Annotated in this window: 15 protein-coding genes and 8 tRNA genes; 8 read left to right on the forward strand and 15 right to left on the reverse strand. The window is 70.7% G+C overall.

From position 1 onward, the window contains the following. Positions 1 to 64: 64 nt before the first annotated feature. The 4 genes from ACQ5BE_RS00825 to ACQ5BE_RS00840 form a co-directional block, all read right to left on the reverse strand. Positions 65 to 838 (reverse strand): SDR family NAD(P)-dependent oxidoreductase, encoded by a 774-nt coding sequence (locus ACQ5BE_RS00825; RefSeq protein ID WP_430295082.1) that lies wholly within the window; start codon positions 836 to 838, stop codon positions 65 to 67. Then, the gene (locus tag ACQ5BE_RS00830; RefSeq protein WP_430295083.1) at positions 835 to 2,232 is read right to left on the reverse strand and encodes a DUF6421 family protein; all 1,398 of its coding nucleotides are present in this window, start codon (positions 2,230 to 2,232) and stop codon (positions 835 to 837) included. Before ACQ5BE_RS00830 ends, ACQ5BE_RS00825 begins: the two co-directional genes overlap by 4 nt. Positions 2,233 to 2,417: 185 nt before the next feature. After that, positions 2,418 to 2,861, reverse strand: a complete 444-nt coding sequence (gene msrB, locus ACQ5BE_RS00835; protein ID WP_430295084.1) for a peptide-methionine (R)-S-oxide reductase MsrB — start codon at positions 2,859 to 2,861, stop codon at positions 2,418 to 2,420. 14 nt (positions 2,862 to 2,875) lie between these two features. Beyond that, positions 2,876 to 3,367, reverse strand: a complete 492-nt coding sequence (locus ACQ5BE_RS00840) for a hypothetical protein (protein ID WP_430295085.1) — start codon at positions 3,365 to 3,367, stop codon at positions 2,876 to 2,878. A gap of 35 nt (positions 3,368 to 3,402) precedes the next feature. Between ACQ5BE_RS00840 and ACQ5BE_RS00845 the strand changes: the two genes are divergently transcribed. Beyond that, positions 3,403 to 4,680 carry an alpha/beta hydrolase family protein gene (locus tag ACQ5BE_RS00845; protein ID WP_430295086.1) on the forward strand — a complete coding sequence of 426 codons (1,278 nt, stop codon included), beginning with the start codon at positions 3,403 to 3,405 and terminating at the stop codon, positions 4,678 to 4,680. Positions 4,681 to 4,708: 28 nt separating this feature from the next. On the opposite strand, the gene ybaK is transcribed toward ACQ5BE_RS00845, so the two are convergent. From ybaK to ACQ5BE_RS00860, 3 genes are all read right to left on the reverse strand, one after another. Then, the gene (gene ybaK, locus ACQ5BE_RS00850) at positions 4,709 to 5,248 is read right to left on the reverse strand and encodes a Cys-tRNA(Pro) deacylase (protein WP_430295087.1); all 540 of its coding nucleotides are present in this window, start codon (positions 5,246 to 5,248) and stop codon (positions 4,709 to 4,711) included. A gap of 1 nt (position 5,249) precedes the next feature. After that, positions 5,250 to 5,723, reverse strand: a complete 474-nt coding sequence (locus ACQ5BE_RS00855) for a SufE family protein (RefSeq protein WP_430295088.1) — start codon at positions 5,721 to 5,723, stop codon at positions 5,250 to 5,252. 190 nt (positions 5,724 to 5,913) lie between these two features. Beyond that, the gene (locus ACQ5BE_RS00860; protein ID WP_430295089.1) at positions 5,914 to 6,828 is read right to left on the reverse strand and encodes a sulfurtransferase; all 915 of its coding nucleotides are present in this window, start codon (positions 6,826 to 6,828) and stop codon (positions 5,914 to 5,916) included. 276 nt (positions 6,829 to 7,104) lie between these two features. Here ACQ5BE_RS00860 and zapE point away from each other — a divergent pair, with 276 nt between their 5' ends. Continuing rightward, on the forward strand, positions 7,105 to 8,139 hold the full coding sequence (zapE, locus tag ACQ5BE_RS00865; RefSeq protein ID WP_430295090.1) for a cell division protein ZapE: 1,035 nt from the start codon (positions 7,105 to 7,107) through the stop codon (positions 8,137 to 8,139). Positions 8,140 to 8,241: 102 nt separating this feature from the next. On the opposite strand, the gene ACQ5BE_RS00870 is transcribed toward zapE, so the two are convergent. From ACQ5BE_RS00870 to ACQ5BE_RS00905, 8 genes are all read right to left on the reverse strand, one after another. Next, positions 8,242 to 8,472: an antitoxin gene (locus ACQ5BE_RS00870; protein ID WP_344297893.1), complete on the reverse strand. Its 231-nt coding sequence runs from the start codon at positions 8,470 to 8,472 to the stop codon at positions 8,242 to 8,244. 145 nt (positions 8,473 to 8,617) lie between these two features. Continuing rightward, a tRNA-Val gene (locus tag ACQ5BE_RS00875) sits at positions 8,618 to 8,689 on the reverse strand. A gap of 32 nt (positions 8,690 to 8,721) precedes the next feature. Next, positions 8,722 to 8,794 (reverse strand) — tRNA-Gly (locus ACQ5BE_RS00880). A 22-nt stretch (positions 8,795 to 8,816) separates the two neighbouring features. Continuing rightward, a tRNA-Val gene (locus tag ACQ5BE_RS00885) sits at positions 8,817 to 8,888 on the reverse strand. Positions 8,889 to 8,920: 32 nt separating this feature from the next. Then, positions 8,921 to 8,993: transfer RNA gene (locus ACQ5BE_RS00890), tRNA-Gly, on the reverse strand. 22 nt (positions 8,994 to 9,015) lie between these two features. Then, a tRNA-Val gene (locus ACQ5BE_RS00895) sits at positions 9,016 to 9,087 on the reverse strand. 32 nt (positions 9,088 to 9,119) lie between these two features. Next, positions 9,120 to 9,190: transfer RNA gene (locus ACQ5BE_RS00900), tRNA-Cys, on the reverse strand. 38 nt (positions 9,191 to 9,228) lie between these two features. Then, a tRNA-Gly gene (locus ACQ5BE_RS00905) sits at positions 9,229 to 9,301 on the reverse strand. A 317-nt stretch (positions 9,302 to 9,618) separates the two neighbouring features. On the opposite strand from ACQ5BE_RS00905, the gene ACQ5BE_RS00910 reads away from it, so the two are divergent. The 6 genes from ACQ5BE_RS00910 (at position 9,619) to rpe (ending at position 14,517) form a co-directional block, all read left to right on the forward strand. Continuing rightward, a tRNA-Val gene (locus tag ACQ5BE_RS00910) sits at positions 9,619 to 9,690 on the forward strand. 97 nt (positions 9,691 to 9,787) lie between these two features. Next, complete coding sequence (locus ACQ5BE_RS00915; RefSeq protein WP_430295091.1) at positions 9,788 to 10,732, forward strand: cytochrome; 945 nt, start codon at positions 9,788 to 9,790, stop codon at positions 10,730 to 10,732. Positions 10,733 to 10,775: 43 nt separating this feature from the next. Beyond that, positions 10,776 to 11,363 (forward strand): peptide deformylase, encoded by a 588-nt coding sequence (def, locus tag ACQ5BE_RS00920; protein ID WP_430295092.1) that lies wholly within the window; start codon positions 10,776 to 10,778, stop codon positions 11,361 to 11,363. Continuing rightward, positions 11,360 to 12,280 (forward strand): methionyl-tRNA formyltransferase, encoded by a 921-nt coding sequence (fmt, locus tag ACQ5BE_RS00925; RefSeq protein ID WP_430295094.1) that lies wholly within the window; start codon positions 11,360 to 11,362, stop codon positions 12,278 to 12,280. The genes def and fmt overlap by 4 nt, the downstream gene beginning before the upstream one ends. Next, positions 12,277 to 13,851: an RsmB/NOP family class I SAM-dependent RNA methyltransferase gene (locus ACQ5BE_RS00930; protein ID WP_430295095.1), complete on the forward strand. Its 1,575-nt coding sequence runs from the start codon at positions 12,277 to 12,279 to the stop codon at positions 13,849 to 13,851. Before fmt ends, ACQ5BE_RS00930 begins: the two co-directional genes overlap by 4 nt. Further along, complete coding sequence (rpe, locus tag ACQ5BE_RS00935) at positions 13,852 to 14,517, forward strand: ribulose-phosphate 3-epimerase (RefSeq protein WP_430295096.1); 666 nt, start codon at positions 13,852 to 13,854, stop codon at positions 14,515 to 14,517. It abuts the gene before it with no gap. Positions 14,518 to 14,557: the final 40 nt, after the last annotated feature.

Genomic DNA, 14,557 nt, shown 5'->3' on the forward strand with positions numbered 1-14,557 from the left:
TCACAGTCACAGTATGCCTAAGGGTGTCGGTGTCTACAGGGGGTCTCGGGGAGCCGCGGACGCCTCACGCCGTGAGGTCGAGGCGCGCGCCGTTGACCGCGGCGGCGTCGTCGGAGAACAGCTCGACGGCGCGCGCTGCGAGCGCGTCCACATGGGTGTAGCCCGCGAAGCTCCGCTCGGGGCTCTTGGCGCGCATCGCCTCGTCGAGCAGGGCCTTGACGGCGAGGACGACGGCGGCGCTCGTCTGGGGGAGCGGCCCCTCCTTCCGCGCGGACTGCACGGCGGCGAGGCCCTGGGCCATGGCCCGCGTCCAGGCCTCGGCAGCAGCCTTGGCCGCCTGGTAGTTCGCGTTCGCCGCGCTGGGGCGCGCGAGCGTGGTCGTGGAGACCATGGCGAAGCGTCCGCGCGGCGACGCCGCGATGGCGTCGAAGAAGGCGCGCGAGGTGTTCCGCAGGGTCGTGATGGCGCCGCGGGCCAGGAAGTCCCAGTCGGCGTCGTCCTGGTCCGCGAGGGTGCCGCCTCCGCGCCACCCGCCGACGAGGTGGATGACCCCGTCGACCGCGCCGAACCGGGCGCTCACGTCCGCGGAGAGCCGCTGGACCGCTGCGAAGTCGGCGAGGTCGCACGCGAACTGGGGTACCCCGGCGTCGTGCGCGGGGTCCCCGAAGACCTCGGCGAGGTGCCCCGTCCTGCTGCCCACGGCGATCGCCGTCGCGCCGGCGGCGCGCAGGGCACGCACGGCCGCCACCCCCGAGGCCGCCGTGGCCCCGGCGACGACGACCACCGCACCCTCCGCGCCGGCGGACGGCGACCGCGGAGGCTGGCTGTCCGTGCTCACGCGGCCGCCGGGGGCAGGGCGGTCTCCCCGGTGATCCCGGCGGTCGACTCGACGACAGTGCGCATCTTCTTCTCCAGGGCCTCGTAGAACATCGACAGCGGGAACTCGTCGTCGAGGACCTGGTCCGTGAGCTCGCGCGGGGTGCCCGTCAGGGGCAGGGCGTCGGGGCCCTTGGCCCACACGGAGGCCGGGTGCGGCGTCACGGTGCCCGAGATGAGCTCGTACGCTGCGAGCCAGTGTGCCACCTTCGGCCGGTCGATGGAACGCCAGTAGAGCTCATCGATGGCGTTGCCGAGGGCGCTCACGACGTCGGGCACCTCCGCCCAGTCGATCGTGAGCTTGGTGTCGGTCCAGTTCAGGACGCGGTGCTGGTGCATCCACGCGAAGAGCAGCTGGCCGCCGAGGCCGTCATAGTTGCGCACGCGGCCGCCCGTGATGGCGAACCGGAAGATCCGGTCGAAGACCACGGCATACTGCACGAGCTTCGCGTGCTTCCGGGCCGCCGGGTCCGCAGTCTCGTCCCACTCGATCTTCACGCACTCCCGGAAGGCGGTGAGGTCGCAGCGGAGCTCCTCGAGCGAGTAGAGGAAGAACGGCATGCGCTGCTTGATCATGAAGGGGTCGAACGGGAGGTCGCCGCGCATGTGCGTGCGGTCGTGGATGAGATCCCACATGACGAAGGTCTCCTGCGCGAGCCCCTGGTCCGCGATGAGCTCGGCGGCCTCCTCGGGCAGGTCGAGGTTGGTGATCCTCGCCGCCGCGTCGAGGACTCGGCGGAACCGGGCGGCTTCCCGGTCCGCGAAGATCGCCCCCCAGGTGAACGTCGGGACCTCGCGCATCGCCACGGTCTCCGGGAACAGCACGGCGGAGTTCGACGCGTAGCCCGGCGTGAAGTCGAGGAAGCGGATCGGCACGAACAGCCTGTTGCTGTATTCGCCGGCCTCGAGCTGCGCGATGAAGTCGGGCCAGACGACCTCCACCAGGACGGCCTCGACGAAGCGGTTCCTGCTGCCGTTCTGGGTGTACATCGGGAAGACGACGAGGTGCTGGCGGCCGTCGGCCCTCTCCAGCTGCGGCTGGAAGGCGACGAGCGAGTCCAGGAAGTCCGGTACCCCGAAGCCGCCCGCCGACCACGCGCGGAAGTCGGCTGCGAGCAGGCGGAGGTACTCGGCGTCGTGCGGGAAGCGCGGGGCGAGGGCCTCGACGCCGGCCACGATCAGCTCCACGAGCGCTGCTGCGCGGTCCCGGCTGTCCGGCTCCGGGACCGAACCGTCCTGCGCTTGGAGGCCCTGGAGCTCGATGGCTGCACTCTTCAGGGAGAGCCACGCGGGATCGTTCTGGACCGGGGCATGGGGAGTGGACGCGCTGGGAGTCGCGACGGCGATGGCGGACATGTCACTCTCGCTTTCTTCTGCTGGTGAGTCGAGCGTAGCGAGAGGGCGGACACACTGGGCCTAAGAAGCCCCGAGCATCAGGAAGTCTTGGTCTCAGGTCTGCAGGAAGGCCGAGCGGCGGGCCGCGCGCTGGTCCTCACCAGGCTCGGCCCGCCGCAGAGGGGCAGGATCCTGACGCGGGCCCGTCAGCCCTCGTCGGGGACGAGCGTCAGGGAGATCGAGTTGATGCAGTACCGCTGGTCGGTGGGCGTCGCGTAGCCCTCACCCTCGAACACGTGGCCGAGGTGCGAGTCGCAGGTGGCGCAGCGGACCTCGATCCGCTCCATGCCGAGGGTCCTGTCGTGCAGGTACACGACCGCGTCCTCGGCGAGAGGGGCCCAGAACGAGGGCCAGCCGCAGTGCGAGTCGAACTTCTCCTGGCTGGTGAACAGCTCGGCGCCGCAGGCCCGGCACCGGTAGGAGCCGCGCGTGTGGGTGTTCCAGTACTCGCCGGTGAAGGCGCGTTCCGTCCCGGCCTGCCGGAGGACCTGGTACTCCTCGGGGCTCAGCTGGGCACGCCACTCGGCGTCCGACTTGCGGACCTTCTCGCGGGCGGGATCGGGGGAGGGGGTTGTCGGGGTGGTGTCCATGCTCAGAACAACGTTCAGGAGTCCCCGATGAATCCCGTCCCCGCGTACAGGTGCAGGACGGGGATGCCGAGCCTGCGCTGGGCCTGGTTCGCCCAGTCGGTGTGGAACGTGTCCTCGATGGCGTGGGGGAGCGTCACCACCACGGCCTGCTCTGCCGCCGTGGCGGAGGCGCGGTCGGCGAGGGCCTGCACGGGGTCCCCCTCGATGATGCTCCCCGAGACGTCGGTTCCGAGTCCTTCGAGGGCGGCGAGGGACGTGGCGAGTGCAGTCTGGGCGAGCGCGCGCGCCGACTCGGGGCCCGGCCCCTTGTCCGTGAGGCCGCCGACGGCCTTGCCGAACTCGAGCATCGAGAGGTGGTCGAGGAAGTCGACCACGAGACGGCGCTTGCGGCCGGCGGGGACAAGGATCTCGAGACGGGCCATGCCGTTCTCGAGGAGGCCCTCGACCGCCTTGCGCTCGCTGGGGCCCAGTGCCACTTCGGTCAGGATGAGGATCGGCGCGCTCATGCACTCAGACTAGCCGCACGCGACACAATGAGAGCATGCCGCACCGTGTTCGTCCCGCCAAGGCGGGCGCTGCCCGCTCGGGCCGCCCCTCGCCGTCGTCCGCCGCCGAGCCGCTCCCACGCACGTTCTGGGCAGCCGCGGGCGCCGGCGCCGCGCTCCTGGCCGCCTCCGCGGCCGCCGCATCCAGCTCGGCCCTTGCCGCGTACTTCGCGCGCCGGATCGTCACCCCGGAACGGGTCAAGGCGGAGGACCAGGAGGTCCTCGCCGTCCAGGGCGAGGGGGAAACGCGCCGCGTGATCCTCCGCGCCACGGCGGAGACGACGGTCGACGGCGAGTACAGCCTCTTCTTCGACCGCGGCGCCGGCCACGTCCGCCTGGGGCATCTCGAGGACTACGCCCCCGAGGAGTCCACCGTGACCAGGCCGGTGCTCGCCGAGTACTCGGGAGACCTCACGAAGGCGGTCCGCGCGCGCTGGAGCGGCTTCGTGTACAGCACGCCGGCGGACCTGGGGCTCGACTTCCGCGACATCGAGCTCCCCCTCGACGTGGGCGCCGCACCGGCGTGGCTCGTCCCGGCCAGCCACGCTTCGCCCACGTGGGCGATCATGGTCCACGGACGGGGTGCCACGCGCGGCGAGTGCCTCCGCGCGCTCCCCACGGCGCAGGAGCTCGGGCTGACGAGCCTCGTCATGTCCTACCGCAACGACGGCGACGCCCCCTCGACCCCTGACGGCCGCTACGGGCTCGGGATGACCGAGTGGCGCGACGTCGAGGTCGCCATCCAGTACGCGCTCGACGCCGGCGCCCGCGACGTCGTGCTCTTCGGATGGTCCATGGGAGGGGCCATCGCCCTCCGGGCCGCCGACTCCTCGACGCTGAGGGAGAACGTGCGGGCCCTGGTGCTCGACGCGCCGGTGGTGGACTGGGTGCATGTCCTGGCGTTCCAGGCCAAGCTCAACCGCATCCCCTCACGGGTGGGGCGGTTCGGCCAGGTGCTCCTCGGCCATCCGTGGGGACGTCGGCTCACCGGGCTCGCGGCACCGTTGGACTTCAAGGCGATGGACTGGGTGACCCGGGCCGTCGAGCTGCGGACGCCGACCCTCGTGCTGCACAGCGTCGACGACGACTTCGTGCCCGTCGCCCCCTCCCTCGAGCTTGCGAAGCGGAACCCGGAGATGGTCACTCTGGAGACGTTCCGGCACGCCCGGCACACCAAGGAGTGGAACGTGGACCCCGAACGCTGGGAACGGGCGGTGCGCACGTGGCTCAGGGAGCAGCTCGCGCCGCGGCGAGGCCCGGGAGGCACCGTCTGACGCGCCGCTGACGCGTCAGGCGCGCACCTCAACCGACGCTGCGGACCGTGGCGACAACCGCGCCGGTGAGCCTGACGAGATCATCGGGGGCGAGTTCGATGTCGAAGCCCCGCCGGCCGCCGGACACGAGCACGGTGGCATGCTCGAGGGCCGAGTCGTCGATGACGGTGGGGGAGGGCTGGCGCTGCCCCAGGGGCGAGATCCCGCCCACGACGTATCCGGTGCGCCGTTCGGCGGCGGCGGAGTCGGCCATCGCCGCCTTCTTCCCCCCGAGGGCTGCGGCGGCCGCCTTCAGGTCCAGACTGCCGGAGACGGGGACGACGGCGACGCAGAGCCGGCTCCCGCTGCCTGCGGCCACCTCCACCATGAGCGTCTTGAACACCCGCCCGGGCTCCACCCCGAGGGCGTCCGCCGCCTCGAGGCCGTAGCTGCCGGCCGACGGGTCGTGGTCGTAGGTGCGGGCGGTGTACGCGATCCCGGCAGCGTCGAGGGCCGTCGTGGCGGGTGTGGCGGGACCGTGGTGCCCGGGTCCGTCCGCCTCCTGCGCCTTCTTGGACTTCCTGCCCACGTCAGACGCCGATCGGGCACTCCCCGCGGACCTTGCGCTTGATCCGGGCGAGCATGGCTGACATCCCGCGCATGCGCAGCGGAGTCACCGCCCGCGTGAGGCCGAGCTCCTCGGGCATGTCGTCGGGGACTGCGAGGATCTCCGCGGCCGTGAGTCCATCGAGGCCTTCGTGCAGCACTGAAGCGAAGCCCCGCGTGGTCGGAGCCTCCGCCGGGGCCGAGAAGAACAGCCGGACGACCGGCCCGGCCGCCTGCGCGGTACCTTCCGCGGGCGCCTCCGTCTCGATCGCGATGAAGAGCGGCGACTGGCACTCGACCACCTGCTCGAGCATCTCGGGGTGGTCCCTGAGCCGCTCCGGCAGGTCGGGGAGCGACCGGGAGAATTCGAGCAGCAGCTGCAGCCGCTCGCGTTCGTCCACGGCCTGGAAGTCTTCGACGATCTCCGCCAGTGCAGCGGGCATGGTGTTCGTGCTCATCCCTTCAAGGGTACGCGCAAGGCCCCGCCGCACGGCGCGTGTTCGCCGTGGGCGGGGCCCAGTGTGACGTCGGGTTGCGGCAGCGCCGCTTCCGCCTCCCTGATCCGGGCGGCTCAGGTGCCGCGGTTCAGGCCAGCGGCCACGTGCTGTCCTTCCGCCTGCCTGATCCGGGCGGCTCAGGTGACGCGGTTCAGCCCAGCGGCCACGTGCCTCGCTCTTCCCCCTTCACAATCGGAACCCGCACCGCGTTTCCCCACTCGGTCCACGAGCCGTCGTAGTTGCGGACGGTGTCGAAGCCCAGGAGGTACTTCAGCGCGAACCACGTGTGGCTCGAACGCTCGCCGATGCGGCAGTACGCCACGACGTCGTCGCCGGGCGTGAGGCCGGCCTCGCCGAGGTAGAGCGCCTCAAGCTCTTCGCGTGACCTGTACGTGCCGTCCTCGGCGGCGGCGCGCGCCCACGGGATCGACGCCGCGGTAGGGATGTGGCCGCCGCGCAGCGCGCCCTCCTCGGGGTAGGCGGGCATGTGGGTGCGCTTGCCGGTGTACTCGTCGGCGGAGCGCACATCGATGAGCGGCTTGCCCAGGTGCGCCAGGACGTCGTCCTTGAACGCGCGGATCGGCGCGTCGTTGCGCTCGACCACGGGGTAGTCGCCCTCGACCGGGGCCGGCACCTCCGTCGTCAGCTCGCGGCCTTCGGCGATCCACTTGTCCCGGCCGCCGTCGAGGAGGCGAACGTCCTCGTGGCCGAACAGCGTGAACACCCAGAGGGCGTAGGCCGCCCACCAGTTCGACTTGTCGCCGTAGATCACCACGGTCGTGTCGCGGGAGATGCCCTTGGAGGCAAGGAGCTTCGCGAAGGCGGGGCCGTCGACATAGTCGCGGGCAACCTCATCGTTCAGGTCGGTGTGCCAGTCGATCTTGACGGCACCGGGGATGTGGCCCGTCTCGTAGAGGAGCACATCCTCGTCGGACTCCACGACGACCAGCTTGCCGTCGCCGACAGCGCCGGAGGCGATCTGCTCGGCAAGCCACTCGGTGGACACGAGGCGCTCGGGGTGGGCATAGGCAGCGAACTTCTCGCTGCTGTCGACGGGGTAGCTCATGGTGTGCCTTTCGCTCGGCTGAGCCAGGGCGCGGGGCAGCCGGGATGCCCGGGAAGTCCTCGCTCCTGAGTGGTCGAATCAAGCCTAGCCAGCGTTCCCTGTGCGCGCTCGCGCCCGCCGTCGGACCTGTCACGGTGCGCAACATGGGGGGCGCCCCGGGCCGAGGGGGGAAGGGCCAAACGTGTGCGGTCTCCCACATACCGCCCTCTGCGGCCGGACCGAAACGATATCCTTGTCCCTGCCCCTTCTGAGAGCCCACCCCCTGGACGGAAATTCTTGGCGACTGTCGCACACCTCACCACCCGAACGCCCAGAGTCTCCGTCGAGGAGCTCTTGAAGGGATTCCATCCGTCTCCGCGCTTCGGGGAAGTGTCCTTCGACAGCTACCGTCCGGATCCGGCACAGCCGTCGCAGGCTGCCGCGGTCAGGGCACTCCAGAGCTTCGGCAGCACGATCGGAGCCTCCAACGGAAGCTTCCTCTCCAGGATCTTCGGCTCCAAGCCCACCTCCCGTGCCGGCATCTACCTCGATGGCGGGTTCGGCGTCGGCAAGACCCACCTCCTCGCATCGCTCTGGCACGCTGCGCCCGGGCCCAAGGCCTTCGGGACCTTCGTCGAGTACACGAACCTCGTCGGCGCGCTCTCGTTCCGCAAGACCGTTGACGCGCTCAGCTCGTACAGGCTCGTGTGCATCGACGAGTTCGAACTGGACGACCCGGGGGACACCGTGCTCATGTCCCGGCTCATGCGCGAGCTCGCCGACGCCGGGGTCAAGCTAGCCGCCACATCCAATACGCTGCCCGGCGCGCTCGGCGAGGGCCGCTTCGCCGCAATCGACTTCCAGCGCGAGATCCAAGTACTCGCCGACCAGTTCGACGTCGTCCGCATCGACGGGGAGGACTACCGCCACCGCGGGCTCCCGGCCGCGCCCCAGCCGATTCCCACCCATGAGCTCGACTCCCGGATGAATGCCGAGTTCGACGGCGGAGTGGTCGCCGTCGACGATTTCGCGGATCTCATGAAGCACCTTGCAGGCGTCCACCCGAGCCGGTACCGGCAGCTGATCGACGGGATCGACGGCGTGGTGTGGAAGGACGTCCACACCATCGAGTCCCAGGCCGTGGCACTTCGGTTCGTCGTGCTCGCGGACCGGCTCTACGACAAGGACGTCCCGATCCTGGCCTCCGGCGTGCCATTCGACGAGCTCTTCACGCCGGACATGATGGGCGGGGGGTACATGAAGAAGTACTTCCGGGCGGTGTCCCGCCTGACCGCGCTGGCGCGTGAGGGCCAGACGCACGAGCCGTCCTGACGGGACAAGCGAGCCCGGGGCCTAGCCTAGGCGCCTGGAAACGCCGAGTGCCGGTCCCGCCTCGCGGCGGTACCGGCACTCAGTGACGAAACGAAGGGAAGCTCAGGCCTGGTGTGCGGGAGCCTCGGAGGGCTCGGAAGGGGCATCTTCCCTGTCCAAGCCGTCGACGTAATCGGAGGCGGACTGCTGGACCCCGTCGACCTGTCCGGAGAACTTGCCACCGGTCTTCTCGTCGATGAAGTCGCCGACCTTCTCGATGCCGCCCTTGACGGCTTCGGCGTTGCCGCTGATCAGTTCCTCAGCTTTGCCCTTGACGTCGTCGAGAAATGACACGGCCACCTCCTTTCACTCCGCGGGGCCAGATTCGCCCCTGCTGGAATCGATGGTAGCCAGCACCGGAGGCCAATCCAACCCGTTCCGGGCCGGTTGCGCTGAGAGCGTACGGGCACAAAAAAAGCGGCGCAGTGCGCCGCGTGCGTGGGCGATACTGGGATCGAACCAGTGACCTCTTCCGTGTCAGGGAAGCGCGCTACCGCTGCGCCAATCGCCCGTGTTCTGTTGTGTCCCGTTTAACAGGGAGAGAGCGGACGACGAGACTCGAACTCGCGACATCCACCTTGGCAAGGTGGTGCTCTACCAACTGAGCTACGTCCGCAGGGGGAGCCTGGGCTCCTCCGTGGGCGATACTGGGATCGAACCAGTGACCTCTTCCGTGTCAGGGAAGCGCGCTACCGCTGCGCCAATCGCCCGTGTTCTGTTGTGTCCCGTTTAACAGGGAGAGAGCGGACGACGAGACTCGAACTCGCGACATCCACCTTGGCAAGGTGGTGCTCTACCAACTGAGCTACGTCCGCAGGGGGAGCCTGGGCTCCTCCGTGGGCGATACTGGGATCGAACCAGTGACCTCTTCCGTGTCAGGGAAGCGCGCTACCGCTGCGCCAATCGCCCTCGCTCCCGTCAGGGAGCCAGTATGACCACCGAGGTGGGGACGGGATTCGAACCCGCGTATACGGCTTTGCAGGCCGCTGCCTCGCCTCTCGGCCACCCCACCGTGTTGGCATCACGAGGATGCTTCGACAGTGTCCTGCGAGCGGACGACGAGACTCGAACTCGCGACATCCACCTTGGCAAGGTGGTGCTCTACCAACTGAGCTACGTCCGCGGGGGTGATCCACGGCCTCCGGCCATCACGGCCCCTGATCAGGGGTCGTTCGAGGCCTTGAGGCGCGCTTCAACGAGTAACGACTCTATAGGACGGCAGGCCAATGCACAAATCCGTGCCGGCCCCTCGCGCGGGGGCGCGCGTCCTATTCCACCCGGGGGATTGACCAGGGTGGAATAGACGGTGACGGGCTGCCGGCCTCGGCGGTGTGGGCGCGTCCGCGCCGCGCTTGACGGGATTTGGCGGTGCGGGTCTCTCTGGGCTAGAGTCGTAGAGCGCCGCAGGGGCCCGGGTCATCCCGGTCCGCGAGGCAGCACGGGCGATTGGCGCAGTGGTAGCGCGCTTCGTTCACACCGAAGAGGTCACTGGTTCGAACCCAGTATCGCCCACACTTCAGGACCCCTGGACGCGAGTCCGGGGGTCCTTCTCGTATCACGACGGCGGGTGGGCGGCACGAGTGTCGGACCGCTGTGAAAGGGTGCCAGCATGACAGCTCCGCAGCTCGCAGTAGCCTCGCCCGATGGGTTCGGACGCATGTACCGCAGGTCGTTCAGCACGCCGCCGACCGTTCCTTCCATCACCACCGTGATCGCCCAGCAGCCCGTCGAGCTCGATGGCTGGCGCAGCTACATGGCGGCGAAGCACATCGCGGACCACCCCGAGCTCAGGAATGTCCTCGACAACCCGGCAAAGATGCGCACGCTCGTGCGCACGGCCGTCGACGCCTCAGAGTCCTACACCCGCTCCGCCGCCGAACGGGGGGACCGGGTCCACACCTTCGCCGAGCAGCTCGGACTCGAGGCCCTTGGCCGCCCCAACACCCTGCGGGAGGCCCGGGAAGCCCTCCGCGAGCACGGCGAGGAGGGCTTCGCGGCGAGTGTGGAGAAATGGTGGGCCGACTTCGGCGTCGAGCCCATCGCCACTGAGCTCACCGTCTGGAACCACACGCTGGGGTACGCGGGCACCCTCGACCTCGTGGCGCGGATCAACGGGCGCATCTGCCTCGTCGACTACAAGACGAAGGGCACGACGCGGGACGGCCGCGTCAAGATGCCGGACGAGAAGGTTGCCATGCAGCTCGTGGCAGGCATGAAGGCCGAGGAGAGCCTCGTCGACCCGCAGGAGGGATCCTGGGAGCCCTGGGCGTACGGGGAGGACCCCCTCCTCATCGCCGTGGCGGTCGGCGAGACGGAGTCCGCCGCGGTCAGGGTGAACCCCGAGGTCAGGCGGGAGCACTGGCTCGCCTTCTGTCACCTGCGGCGGGTCTGGGCCGCGCGTGTGGAGGTCTCGGCCGCCGGCCGCACCCTTCTGCCGCTGCCGCCACCGCCGCCGGCGCGGGCCGCAACACCGGCGCCAGCCGAGGGTGGGGCTCGGGCTGAGGCCGGGGCGGGGGCTGAAGAGCAGATCCTCGCGCACACCCCCGGCGCCTAGACTGGACAGGCGTCTCCCCATACCACCCGAAAGGTTTGATTGCATGGCCATCCTGCCCATCAGGATCATCGGCGACCCAGTACTTCGCACCGTTGCAGAGCCCGTCACCGACTTCGGCCCCGGCCTGCGCCGCCTCGTGGACGACATGATGGAGACGATGGAGGACGTCGACGGGGCCGGCCTCGCCGCCCCGCAGGTGGGTGTGAGCCAGCGCGTGTTCACCTACCAGTTCGATGGCCGCCGTGGGCACATCGTGAATCCCGTCCTCGAACTCTCCGACGACGACCAGGACGACGCCGTCGAGGGCTGTCTGAGCATCCCCGGCGTCGCCTTCCCAGTCCGCCGCCGTGCGAGGGCCCACGTGAAGGGGGCCGACGCAGACGGCAACCCCCTCGAGTTCGACGCCGAGGGCCTCCTCGCACGGATCGCCCAGCATGAGACAGACCACCTCGACGGGATCCTCTTCCCGGACAGGCTCGAGGGCGAGGACCGAAAGGCCGCCCTGCGGGCCATCCGCGCGCTGGACTACCGCTCGGTGGCCGACGCCACGGTGACGAAGCGCGCGTCGCATGTGGGATCAGCGTTCGGCTCCGGCCAGGGCGCCGCCTTCGGCGGTGGCTCCACCGCATGAGGATCGTCTTCGCCGGGACCCCGCAGGTCGCGGTCCCTTCGCTCGACGCCCTCGCGGCGGCCGGGTTCGAGATCGCCGGCGTGCTGACGCGCCCGGACGCACCCGTCGGCCGGAAGCGGGTCCTGACCCCGTCCCCGGTCGCCGCCCGTTCCGCAGAGCTCGGGATCCCCGTGGTCAAGGCCGCGCGCGTGACCGAGGAGGTCACGCGCCAGATCGCCGCGTGGGCACCGGAGGCTGCGGCGATCGTCGCGTATGGCGGCATCATCCCCCCGTCGGCACTGGCCATTCCGACGCACGGATGGGTGAACCTGCACTTCTCCCTCCTGCCTGCCTGGCGTGGCGCAGCGCCCCTGCAGCATTCGGTCATCCACGGCGACGACGTGGTGGGCGCCTCGACGTTCAGGCTCGAGGAAGGGCTGGACACCGGCCCGGTCTACGGCACGCTCGCAGTGACCCCCGGTCCCGAGGCGACCAGCGGCGAGCTGTTCGCCGAGCTCGCGTCGAGCGGCGCGACGCTCCTGGTGGCCACGCTCGAGGGCATTGCGTCGGGCCGGCTCGAGCCTCAGGCACAGGCCGGAGATCCGACCTTCGCGCCCAAACTGACGCTCGAGGACGGGCACCTCGACTGGTCCCAGCCGGCGGTCGCGCTGCACCGCCGGGCGCGCGGAGTGACGCCGGAGCCCGGGGCTTGGACGCTCCTCGACGGGCAGCGCCTCAAGCTCGAGCCGCCCCGCCTCCGTCCCGACGTCGACGGGGTGGCGCCGGGACGCCTCGCGTGGGCCGGGAAGGCGCTCGTGGTCGGGACGGGCACGCACGCCCTCGAGCTCACGAGGGTCCAGCCGTCCGGAAAGAAGATGATGGGCGCGGCCGACTGGGCGCGGGGCGCCGGCGACATCGAAGGGAAGGTGCTCGGATGAGCGAACGGGAACACCGGGGGTCAGGCGGCCGGCCGTCGCGCCGTGACGCCCAGGGCCGCGAGCGCAACCGGGGCCAGGGACAGCGGCAGCAGAGCAGGACGGCGCCGAGCCAGCGCACACGCCGCGCGGATCCGGCCCGCCTCGTCGCCTTCGAGGTCCTCCGCGCCGTCTCGTCCGAGGACGCCTACGCGAACCTCGTCCTCCCCGCACGCATTCGGCACCATCGGCTCGCCGGGAGGGATGCCGCCTTCGCTACTGAACTTGCCTATGGCGCCCTGCGCGGGCGGGGCACCCTCGACGCCGTGCTGGCGCGCTGCGTGGACCGGCCCCTCGCACAGCTCGATCCCGCGGTCCTCGACGCCCTCCGGCTCGGGGCCCACCAGCTCCTAGGGATGCGGGTGCCGCCGCACGCGGCGCTCGACACGACCGTCGGCCTCGTCCGCGCGGTCGTCGGTGCCGGCCCAGCTTCCCTCGTCAACGCTGTCCTGCGCCGCGTGAGCGAGCGCACGCTGGACGAGTGGCTCCACGAGCTCGAGGCGGACGCGGCCGACGACACCGAGCGGGACGCGCTCCGCCATGCGCACCCCGCGTGGATCGTCCGGGCGCTGAGGCAGTCCCTCGTCGCCCACGGGCGCCCACCCGCCGAGATCGACGAACTCCTCGAAGCCGACAACGCTGCTCCGGTCGTCAACCTCGTCGCCCTTCCGGGGCTCGGGTCGCTGGCCGAAGCGCTCGAGGACGGTGCCGAACGAGGCAGCCTCGTGGACGACTCCGCCCTCTCGGGCGGGGGAGACCTCGGACGGTGGTCGTCCGTGCGCACGGGGACGCTGCGCGTCCAGGACGTCGGGTCGCAGCTCGTTGCCCGCGCCGTCGCCTCGGCGCCCCTCGCCGGCAAGGCCGCGGAGGACGCCGCAGCCCACCACGAGCGGTGGCTCGACCTGTGTGCCGGACCGGGCGGGAAGGCCGCGCTGCTCGGGGCTCTCGCCGCGCAGCGGGGGGCGACTTTGCTCGCGAACGAGGCTGCGCCCCACCGGGCCGACCTCGTGCGGCAGGCACTGCGGCCCGTACCGGGGGAGTCGTGGGCAGTGCGCCTGGGCGACGGCCGCGAGCTCGGGCGCGAACAGCCGGCCCAGTTCGACCGCGTCATCGCAGACGTGCCCTGCACCGGGCTCGGAGCCCTCCGCCGACGGCCTGAGTCACGGTGGCGTCGCACCCCGAACGACCTCGCCGAACTGGGTCCGCTCCAGCGGGCCCTGCTGGATTCGGCGATCGACGCGACAGCACCGGGCGGCGTCGTGGGCTACGTGACGTGCTCGCCGCACCCGGCCGAGACCACGGTCGTCGTCCAGGACGCACTCAGGCGCCGATCGGACGTCGAACTCCTCGACGCCGGCGAAGCGCTCGACGCGGTGGCGCTGCGGCCCCTGGAAGCCGGCCACGACGGCACCGCCCAGCTGTGGCCGCACGTCCACGCGACCGACGCGATGTTCCTGGCGCTCTTCCGCAAGCTTCCGTCCAGCGATCCGTCCACGCGCCGCTCATCCACCGGCGCGCCGACCAAGGAGTCCTGAGTGACCTGCAGCATCCACCCGAGCATCCTCTCCGCCGACTTCGTCAACCTCGAGGCCGAACTGGCCAGGATCTCGACGGCGGATGCCGTCCACGTGGACGTCATGGACAACCACTTCGTGCCGAACCTCACCCTGGGCCTTCCGGTGGTCCAGCGGCTCCAGGCGGTCAGCCCGGTCCCGCTCGACGCCCACCTCATGATTGCCGACGCCGACCGCTGGGCGCCGCTCTACGCGGACCTCGGCCTCGCGTCGGTCACCTTCCACGCCGAGGCCGCCACCGCCCCCATCAAGCTTGCACGCGAACTCCGCGCCCGGGGCTCCAAGGCCGGCATGGCACTGCGACCCGCCACCGCCGTCGAGCCCTACCTCGACATGCTGGCCGAGCTCGACATGCTCCTCGTCATGACCGTCGAGCCGGGCTTCGGAGGCCAGTCGTTCCTGGACGTGACCCTGCCCAAGATCCGTCGCGCCCGCGCCGCCGTCGACGGCAGCGGGGCGAAGGTGGCGATCCAGGTCGACGGCGGCATCTCCGAGGCGACCATCGAGCGCGCGGCGGAGGCAGGGGCCGACGTCTTCGTGGCCGGCTCGGCGGTCTACGGCGCCGACGATCCCGGAGCGGCCGTCGAGAAGCTCCGCGGACTCGCCCAGGCCGCCTCGCGCCGCTGACTCCATGTGACGCGGCGCATGCGTAAAAGCGCTCCTGATA

Origin of the sequence: Sinomonas sp. B1-1 (assembly GCF_050474465.1) — a bacterium.
GTDB classification, from domain to species: Bacteria; Actinomycetota; Actinomycetes; order Actinomycetales; family Micrococcaceae; genus Sinomonas; species Sinomonas flava.

Excerpts from the sequence above, each read along its gene's own strand:
- ACQ5BE_RS00830 (WP_430295083.1), bottom strand. The coding sequence starts at position 2,232 with ATGTCCGCCATCGCCGTCGCGACTCCCAGCGCGTCCACTCCCCATGCC.
- msrB (WP_430295084.1), bottom strand. The coding sequence starts at position 2,861 with ATGGACACCACCCCGACAACCCCCTCCCCCGATCCCGCCCGCGAGAAG.
- ACQ5BE_RS00840 (WP_430295085.1), bottom strand. The coding sequence starts at position 3,367 with ATGAGCGCGCCGATCCTCATCCTGACCGAAGTGGCACTGGGCCCCAGC.
- ACQ5BE_RS00845 (WP_430295086.1), top strand. The coding sequence starts at position 3,403 with ATGCCGCACCGTGTTCGTCCCGCCAAGGCGGGCGCTGCCCGCTCGGGC.
- ACQ5BE_RS00855 (WP_430295088.1), bottom strand. The coding sequence starts at position 5,723 with ATGAGCACGAACACCATGCCCGCTGCACTGGCGGAGATCGTCGAAGAC.
- ACQ5BE_RS00860 (WP_430295089.1), bottom strand. The coding sequence starts at position 6,828 with ATGAGCTACCCCGTCGACAGCAGCGAGAAGTTCGCTGCCTATGCCCAC.
- ACQ5BE_RS00915 (WP_430295091.1), top strand. The coding sequence starts at position 9,788 with ATGACAGCTCCGCAGCTCGCAGTAGCCTCGCCCGATGGGTTCGGACGC.
- def (WP_430295092.1), top strand. The coding sequence starts at position 10,776 with ATGGCCATCCTGCCCATCAGGATCATCGGCGACCCAGTACTTCGCACC.
- fmt (WP_430295094.1), top strand. The coding sequence starts at position 11,360 with ATGAGGATCGTCTTCGCCGGGACCCCGCAGGTCGCGGTCCCTTCGCTC.
- ACQ5BE_RS00930 (WP_430295095.1), top strand. The coding sequence starts at position 12,277 with ATGAGCGAACGGGAACACCGGGGGTCAGGCGGCCGGCCGTCGCGCCGT.